Raw genomic sequence first — 7,339 nt, forward strand, 5'->3', positions numbered from 1 at the left:
AGTTGTTTTCGCTACACACACAACTTTCTCCTGTCTTCTATTATAATTTCAAATAAGGATTTACGAAAAAAACATAATTCAAGTGAGGTTTATATCGTAGGTAGCATATTTACATGTTATCCTAACTTATCTCATACACTATAGTTAGAAAGGATGGTTAAACCATTTGAAGAAACAATACTGGTGGATTATCGTTACATACATTTTAATGCAGTTATCTGGCGTTGTTGGATTGCCACTTCTCCTAAAAACAGGACTCTATGATAATAGAGGATTTACCATTGAGGAAAAAGGACAAATCATAACGGGACACTGGGCAATTATTAGCTTCTTTGTTGCATTATGTATCGTACTTTGGTTACTTAGAACAGATATTCGTAACAGGCATTTAGATCCAAAGCGCTCTTCTGCTCCAGCTACTATTGGATGGATTTTCATCGGGTTCTTCTTAGCAATCATCTCACAATCCATTGCAGGTATGATTGAAATGTATGTATTTGGGGTTCCACGTGGATCTGAGAATACAGACAGACTGATGGACATCGCAAGAACGATACCTTGGTTCCTTATTGTTGTATCTATAATTGGACCTATCTTAGAAGAAATCGTATTTAGAAAAATTCTATTCGGCACGCTTTATAAGAAGTTTAACTTCTTTATTGCAGCTATCATTAGTTCGCTTGTATTCGCAGCAATTCATTTTGATTTTACTCACTTATTGGTATACACTGCTATGGGGCTCGTATTCGCCTTCTTATATGTGAAGACGAAACGTATTATCGTTCCGATTGCAGCTCATGTTGCGATGAATACATTAGTCGCTATTGGGCAAATTTTTATGAGCAATGAACAAATTCAAGAAATGATTAAAGAAGCTGAAAAAATGCAAGGCTTTATCGGAGGATTTTTTGTATGAGAAACTCACCATTGTTCATGGCTGCACTATACTTCCTTCTTGGATGTATCTTTACACGCTTCGCCATTACGAACGTGACAGATACAATCTGGAATATGTGGACAATACTATTTGCAGTTATGGCAACAATTGATTTTAATTTGGCACTTCGCCTTATATTAGTTAAATTCACAAAGAAGAAACAATAATAAAACGCAGAGGTCGCTCCCTCTGCGTTTTATTGTGGATAGTTTTTCAAAAAGTAAACTAATGTTTGTAACTCTACAGCTAAGTCAATATGATGAATTCTAATATTCTCTGATACGTTTAATCGCGCTGGTGTGAAATTCAAAATACCGTGCACGCTTGTTTCAGCTAATCTATCTGCTACAGCTTGCGCTACTGTAGCCGGTACTGTTAATATTGCCACTTGTATATCATTTGATAATCTCTCTTCTAATTCATCTAAATGATATACAGGAATGCCCCCGATTTCTGTTCCAACTTTCTCTTCACTAACATCAAATGCCATTTCAATTTTTGTATTATTGTTTTTCGTGAAATTATAATGTAAGAAAGCGGTCCCTAAATTACCTACTCCAATAAGTGCTACACGTGTTATATCATCTTGATCAAGTGTTTCGCGGAAAAATGATAATAAATAATTTACGTTATATCCATATCCCTTTTTCCCTAACGCTCCAAAATACGAAAAATCTCTTCGTATTGTTGCGGAATCTACTTTTACTGCCTCACTCAATTCGGCCGATGAAACACGCTGCTTACCAGAAAGAGATAAGTTTTGGATAAATCGATAGTATAGAGGCAATCTTTTAGCAGTGGCTTGTGGAATCTTTTGCTGATCCATATGACCTCTCCTCTCTTCCTATCTTTATTCATATACTTTAATCAAATACAGAAGTTTAGCACTCATTAAATTCCTTGTATAATAAAGAGAAGAAGTATTCTCTCTTTATTTTAAACTATACACTATTTTTAGTATGATTGAGAAATATAAACATGGCAAAGTTAAGAAATTATTTGAGGTGAAAACATTGATTTTATTACAAGTAAACGCGCTTTCGAAATTATACGGTGCAGAAACAATTCTTGCAAACATAAAATTGGAAGTACAAACAAAAGATCGTATCGCATTAGTTGGAAGGAATGGAGCAGGTAAATCTACATTATTAAAAATTATCGCTGGTGAATTATCTCATGATGGTGGCGAAATTATAAAACCGAAAGATGTCTCAATCGGATATTTAGCTCAAAATACCGGACTAGAAACGTCTTTAACAATTTGGGATGAAATGCTAACCGTCTTTACCCATTTACAGCAAATGGAGACAAAACTCCGAAGGCTTGAGCAAGAAATGGGAAAAGAAGAAAACTTTTCAAACGAAGCTACATATGAAAGATTGTTAGCTGATTATGACCAATTACAACTCAATTATAAAGATCAAGGTGGATATCAATATGAAGCGGATATTCGCTCCATTTTAAGCGGCCTTGGCTTCCCAGTTGAAACGCACCAGACGACGATCTCTACTTTAAGCGGCGGGCAAAAAACAAGATTAGCTCTCGGGAAATTATTATTAACAAAACCAGACTTACTTATTTTGGACGAGCCTACAAACCATTTAGACATCGAAACATTAACATGGCTTGAGCAATATTTGCAAGGTTATCCTGGCGCAATATTAATCGTCTCACATGACCGTTATTTCTTAGACAAACTCGTTACACAAGTATATGAAATTTCGAATAAAGAAAGCAGACGATTTGTTGGTAACTACAGTAAATATTTAGACTTAAAATCAGCATTATATGAGCAAGAAATGAAACGTTACGAAAAACAACAAGATGAAATCGCAAAACTTGAGGACTTCGTTCAAAAGAATATAGCTCGCGCTTCTACAACGAAACGTGCTCAAAGTCGCCGTAAACAACTAGACAGAATGGAATTATTAACGAGACCATTAGGGGATTCTAAGTCAGCATCATTCCACTTCGATATTGAAAAACAAAGTGGAAATGATGTTTTACAAGTAAATGATGCAACCATCGGCTATGATGAAAACCCTATAATTGAACATGTAACTATGCGCTTAACTCGCGGAGATAGTGTTGCTTTAGTTGGTCCAAACGGAATTGGGAAATCCACATTGTTAAAATCCATTGTGAATAAGTTACCACTATTAAATGGTGATGTTTCTTTCGGATCAAATGTATCTGTTGGTTATTATGATCAAGAACAAGCAAACTTAACATCTTCTAAACGGGTTTTAAATGAACTATGGGATGAATATCCACTGCAACCGGAAAAAGAAATCCGTACTATACTTGGGAATTTTTTATTCACAGGAGATGATGTACTGAAACCAGTATCTTCCCTTAGTGGTGGACAAAAAGCTCGATTAGCTCTTGCAAAACTTATGATGCAAAAGTCAAATTTGTTAATTCTAGATGAGCCTACGAACCACCTTGATTTAAATAGTAAAGAGATTTTGGAGAATGCTTTAATTGATTACCCAGGGACTCTTCTATTCGTCTCACATGACCGCTACTTTATTAACCGTGTAACAACGACTGTGGTTGAGTTATCAACAGAAGGTGCACAGGAATATTTAGGGGATTACGATTACTACGTTGAAAAGAAAAATGAAATGATTGAACGTGCAGAACTTGAACAGCAAGAAAGTGACGTTCCTGTTCAAAAGGTGGTTGCACAAGAGAAATTAAATTATTTAGAAGAAAAAGAGCGTAAACAACTAGAGCGTCAACGCACTAGAAAAATTGAAGAGCTAGAACAAAGTATAGTGGAATTAGAAGAAGAAATTGCTACGTTAGAAGATCAACTTTGCTTACCAGAAATATATGCAGATTATGAAAAAGCTAGTGAAATTACAACTAAAAAGCAAACGCTACAAGAACAACTTGAAACTTGTATGGCAGAATGGGAAGAGCTGCATGTATAAGCATATTTAAATAAGGAAGATGTCTCATAAGTCAGGATTTTTGACTATGTGACATCTTTTTTTAGTACTTAAACAATTTTTTGAATATATCTATCGTAACTTAGAATATACTAACGATTTTTTAAATATATCTATTGTAACCCTATACATATTAACAATCCGACACGAAATATCGATTTAACGACAAAGATTGACAATATTAGCATCTTCTATAATAGGGAGATGTTTCAAAATGTTTTTCGGGGATATCTTCTTGCTTTTTATTTCCCGAAAAAGAACAAATTCAAAGGTCTGACATCAACCTATTTATCCACAAGTTTATACACATATCCACCTTTATAAAATAAACATTAAAATAACTTTTCCACATTATCCACAGTCAATAAAAAAGTTATCAACATTTTATATACACAATAAAACCCACATTATCAACAGATAATATGGGTTTTATCCACAACCTGTGGTTAATTATGTGTATAACTATGCTTCAATATCTAATCCTGGATTTGCATTTAAGGCTAATGTTGCACGCTTACCTTGTTCATAAGCAATTGTCCCTGCCGCTGCAATCATCGCTGCATTATCTGTGCATAAAGATAGCGGCGGAATAATTAATTCAATGTTTTCTTTTTGTGCAAATTTCTCTTCTAATCGCGCACGAAGTCCTTTATTAGCAGCTACTCCACCAGCAAGAAGTAATTGCTTTACATTATAAGCTTCTGCTGCACGAGCTGCTTTCGTTACAAGTACATCTATTACACTTTCTTGGAAACTTGCCGCTAAATCTTCTGGTGCAATTTCTATACCGCGCTGTTTTGCGTTATGCACAGTGTTGATAACTGCTGATTTCAATCCACTAAAGCTAAAATCATACGAATCCGGTTCTAGCCATGCACGAGGCAAATCAATTGTCGGTTCTCCTTCATGTGCAAGGCGATCAATATGAGGACCACCTGGATATGGCATAGATAACGTACGAGCTACTTTATCATATGCTTCTCCAGCTGCATCGTCTCGTGTTTCACCAATTACTTCGAATGAACCATGTTCTTTCATATAAACAAGTTCTGTATGCCCACCAGATACAACAAGTGATAATAACGGGAATTGAACTTCTTTTACTAAACGGTTCGCATAAATATGACCAGCAATATGATGAACACCGACTAACGGAATATCATGTGCAAACGCTACTGCCTTCGCTGCATTTACTCCAATTAGAAGTGCTCCTACTAAACCAGGACCTTCTGTTACAGCAATTGCATCAATATCATCAAATGTGATGTTTGCTTCCTTTAAAGCTTCTTCTAACACAACTGTAATTTCTTCTACATGATGACGTGATGCAATCTCTGGTACAACACCGCCAAAACGTTTATGACTTTCAATTTGTGATGCAACGACATTCGCAATAATTTCCGTTCCATTTTTAACAACTGCTACTGCTGTTTCATCACAACTTGTTTCAATACCAAGTATAATCGTATTTTTTTCCATTATATATTCACCCACATTACGAGACCATCTTCCTGATTGTCTGCATAGTATCGTTTACGAATCCCACCATTTTGAAATCCGTATTTTCTGTATAACTGCTTTGCTACTTCATTTGATACACGTACTTCAAGTGTCATTGTTTTTACCCCTAGTTCTTTCGCTTCAGAAATAACTGCTTTCAATAGGGCATCTCCTAACTTTTGACCTCGGTATTCTGGCAAAATAGCTATATTTGTTATATGTGATTCATCAATAATTATCCACAATCCACAATACCCGACTACACAACCATCTTTTTCTAACACAATATAATGTGCATGTTCATTCATCGTTAATTCACGGTGAAAGGCATCTGCAGTCCAAGGAGTTGAAAAAGACGCTTCTTCAATAGCTACAATTTGAGCAATATCATCAAGCTCCATCTTTCTAAATATCATATCCATCTTCTGCAAGCTCCTACTTGTTTTGACTTTCTAACCACTTTGTTTCAGCTTCAGCTAAACGAAGATAGCTTGGAACAAACGTATGCACATCTTGTTCTTCTTTTTGTAATCCTAAGAATGCTAGCTCACTTGGTCTTGGGTTATTTTTAGTAAATGGAGCGAATACAGCTTGATCACCTAAATGTTCTATAATTGTTTCTTTATGCAATTTAACATCGTTACCGATAAATAAAACAGGCTGTCCTTTATCTTTTAACATTTGCAACCAGTCTACAATAAGAATAATTCGGTCTTCTTCTATTGAAGTTAACTGCTCTCCTTCATATGTATATAACCCAGTATAAATTTGCCCACGTCTTCCATCAAATAAAGGACAAATTAACCCGTTAAAGTTAGCACCGTTTGCAGCTACTACCTCTAAACTTGATACACCTACAATTGGTATTTGAAGTGACCAAGCTAATGTTTTCGCCGCTGTCACGCCTATACGAACACCTGTATAGGATCCAGGTCCAGCAGCTACAACGATTTTAGTTAATTCCTTCGGTTTTACGCCACACTCTTTTAACAGTTTCTCTACAGCTGGCATAAGACGTACAGAATGGTTTTTTGTTAAATTTGTAATGATTTCCCCAATTACGTTTTCTTCCTCAATAAGGGATACACCCATTACGTAATTTGAAGTATCAATTGCTAGTACTTTCATCTTGTAATAGCTCCTCACATAATCTAATATAGCGATCTCCAATTGGCTCGAGTATAATTTTTCTTGTGTCATCTCCAGCATGGAATAAACTAATTTGTAACTTTTCATTCGGTAAATATGCTTCTATTAAATGAGCCCATTCTACTACCGTAATTCCTTCACCGTAGAAATATTCATCAAAGCCTAAGTCCTCTTCACTTTCTGCTAAGCGATACACGTCCATATGATATAGCGGTAATCTTCCTTTATATTCTTTGATGATATTAAAGGTAGGACTATTTACAACTCTTTTCACTCCAAGACCTTTTGCTAGTCCCTTTGTAAAAGTCGTCTTACCAGCTCCAAGATCTCCTTCTAAAATAATTACGTCTTGTGCCTCTACGAGCTCACCTAGTTTTTCTGATAACCTTTGTGTTTCCTCAGAAGATTTTGTTGTTACTTCATATTTACTCACAGACTTCACCTACTTTACTCACAATGTTCTCTGCTCTTTATTATACAGGTTTTGAATATATAAAAAAGTCCTTAGGAGTTGTCCTAAGGATAGTTTGACTGTCTTTATTAGTTTTTTGTTAAAACAAATAAAAAAATACGAAACAACTTGTTTCGTTCTTTTCTTTATATGAAATGGCGGTCCCGACCGGGGTCGAACCGGCGATCTCCTGCGTGACAGGCAGGCATGTTAACCACTACACCACGGGACCATTTGGTTGCGGGGACAGGATTTGAACCTGCGACCTTCGGGTTATGAGCCCGACGAGCTACCGTGCTGCTCCACCCCGCGACAATATAAATAGCTTGGCGACGTCCTACTCTC

The 7,339-nt window shown here is 36.0% G+C and carries 8 protein-coding genes and 2 tRNA genes; 3 read left to right on the forward strand and 7 right to left on the reverse strand.

Features of this window, described 5'->3' with window-relative positions:
* Positions 1 to 166: 166 nt before the first annotated feature.
* Both DN404_RS25210 and DN404_RS25215 read left to right on the forward strand, forming a co-directional pair.
* Positions 167 to 916 carry a CPBP family intramembrane glutamic endopeptidase gene (locus DN404_RS25210; protein WP_000745329.1) on the forward strand — a complete coding sequence of 250 codons (750 nt, stop codon included), beginning with the start codon at positions 167 to 169 and terminating at the stop codon, positions 914 to 916.
* On the forward strand, positions 913 to 1,104 hold the full coding sequence (locus DN404_RS25215; protein ID WP_001246201.1) for a YdiK family protein: 192 nt from the start codon (positions 913 to 915) through the stop codon (positions 1,102 to 1,104). Before DN404_RS25210 ends, DN404_RS25215 begins: the two co-directional genes overlap by 4 nt.
* A 29-nt stretch (positions 1,105 to 1,133) precedes the next feature.
* On the opposite strand, the gene DN404_RS25220 is transcribed toward DN404_RS25215, so the two are convergent.
* Complete coding sequence (locus DN404_RS25220; protein WP_000372699.1) at positions 1,134 to 1,763, reverse strand: redox-sensing transcriptional repressor Rex; 630 nt, start codon at positions 1,761 to 1,763, stop codon at positions 1,134 to 1,136.
* A 187-nt stretch (positions 1,764 to 1,950) separates the two neighbouring features.
* On the opposite strand from DN404_RS25220, the gene DN404_RS25225 reads away from it, so the two are divergent.
* Positions 1,951 to 3,876, forward strand: a complete 1,926-nt coding sequence (locus tag DN404_RS25225; RefSeq protein ID WP_000602147.1) for an ABC-F family ATP-binding cassette domain-containing protein — start codon at positions 1,951 to 1,953, stop codon at positions 3,874 to 3,876.
* Between the two features lie 480 nt (positions 3,877 to 4,356).
* On the opposite strand, the gene tsaD is transcribed toward DN404_RS25225, so the two are convergent.
* From tsaD to DN404_RS25255, 6 genes are all read right to left on the reverse strand, one after another.
* A complete protein-coding gene (gene tsaD / locus DN404_RS25230) occupies positions 4,357 to 5,373 on the reverse strand; it encodes a tRNA (adenosine(37)-N6)-threonylcarbamoyltransferase complex transferase subunit TsaD (RefSeq protein WP_149215600.1) in 1,017 nt (338 codons plus the stop codon).
* A complete protein-coding gene (rimI, locus tag DN404_RS25235) occupies positions 5,373 to 5,816 on the reverse strand; it encodes a ribosomal protein S18-alanine N-acetyltransferase (RefSeq protein ID WP_149215601.1) in 444 nt (147 codons plus the stop codon). Before rimI ends, tsaD begins: the two co-directional genes overlap by 1 nt.
* A gap of 13 nt (positions 5,817 to 5,829) precedes the next feature.
* The gene (gene tsaB / locus DN404_RS25240; RefSeq protein ID WP_000865740.1) at positions 5,830 to 6,522 is read right to left on the reverse strand and encodes a tRNA (adenosine(37)-N6)-threonylcarbamoyltransferase complex dimerization subunit type 1 TsaB; all 693 of its coding nucleotides are present in this window, start codon (positions 6,520 to 6,522) and stop codon (positions 5,830 to 5,832) included.
* A complete protein-coding gene (tsaE, locus tag DN404_RS25245; RefSeq protein WP_000049642.1) occupies positions 6,503 to 6,976 on the reverse strand; it encodes a tRNA (adenosine(37)-N6)-threonylcarbamoyltransferase complex ATPase subunit type 1 TsaE in 474 nt (157 codons plus the stop codon). Before tsaE ends, tsaB begins: the two co-directional genes overlap by 20 nt.
* Before the next feature lie 174 nt (positions 6,977 to 7,150).
* Positions 7,151 to 7,226: transfer RNA gene (locus tag DN404_RS25250), tRNA-Asp, on the reverse strand.
* A 3-nt stretch (positions 7,227 to 7,229) separates the two neighbouring features.
* A tRNA-Met gene (locus DN404_RS25255) sits at positions 7,230 to 7,306 on the reverse strand.
* Positions 7,307 to 7,339 lie beyond the last annotated feature (33 nt).

The organism is Bacillus sp. TE8-1 (assembly GCF_008368855.1).
In the GTDB taxonomy this organism is placed as follows: domain Bacteria; phylum Bacillota; class Bacilli; order Bacillales; family Bacillaceae_G; genus Bacillus_A; species Bacillus_A cereus.